Raw genomic sequence first — 914 nt, forward strand, 5'->3', positions numbered from 1 at the left:
GGCCCGGTTACGATGTGATCGCGCAGCCATTCGACCGGCCAGCGCAACGCGTTTCGGTAAAGTCGCGGACATTCAAGCGCGGTGCCGCCTATGTCGGCTACAACGACTACGACCAATTCGATTGGCTGGCGATTGTTCTGCTGCCATCCAAGGGGTTCAAGGCTCGCGCAATCTACCTCGTTCCCAGGCCCGTAGCCGAGGGATTGGCGCGACGTGACAAGGCAACCAGCAAGACCGCTGCGGAACGATACTTTCGTGACTTTCGTGTCGATCAAGTCCCCGCGTTGTTTGCGGAGTGGGATGCCAATTTCGAATTGGCAGCGACCCCAGTGTTTGCTCCCTTACTGAACGATCTCAAGTAACGCGGCGTCGATCTCACGAATGACGATGCGGCGGCGCAGGTTCGGGCGATGGCGTAGCGCGGCGCGTCGGCCGGGGCACAGTCTTTGCAGAATTCGGACTCGGCGCCTTAGTGGTGGTCGAATCCGTGTTCCGGTCGCTTGCGGATGGTTGTGGAAGACCGCTCGACATGGTGCTGCTCGACGGAGCCCTCCGATTTCATAACAGGCAGGCCGTTGAGCGGTTCCGATAGGATTCTGGACTTTCCGTTTGTTTTGGGCGCATTCTTGCGTCGGGGAGAAGGGGCTTGGGCAAATCCCGCTACGATGATCGGTCGGGGCCGTGGCGCAAACGTAATGGCGCAGGACCCCCGCTCGCACGACGCTGGGCCAGCGTGCCGATGCGGCTGGTCTTCGTGACGGTGGTTGCGACTTCCGCGCTGGTGACGCAGTTTGTCATGCACAACAGCGGGGCGCTGCCGGAAATCAATCTGCAGAACTTGGTAACGTCGCGACCGGTAGCAATTGCTGGGGTCGCATCTGTCATCGACGGCGACACGATCGAGATCCATGGCC

At 60.5% G+C, this 914-nt stretch carries 2 pseudogenes; both read left to right on the forward strand.

The window, feature by feature from the left end:
• Nucleotides 1-362: pseudogene (locus tag AC04SF_RS37365) on the forward strand (hypothetical protein); the annotation flags it as partial.
• Nucleotides 363-646: 284 nt separating this feature from the next.
• A pseudogene (locus AC04SF_RS37370) lies at nucleotides 647-914 on the forward strand (hypothetical protein); the annotation flags it as partial.

It is taken from the genome of Mesorhizobium sp. CNPSo 4671 (genome assembly GCF_057784245.1).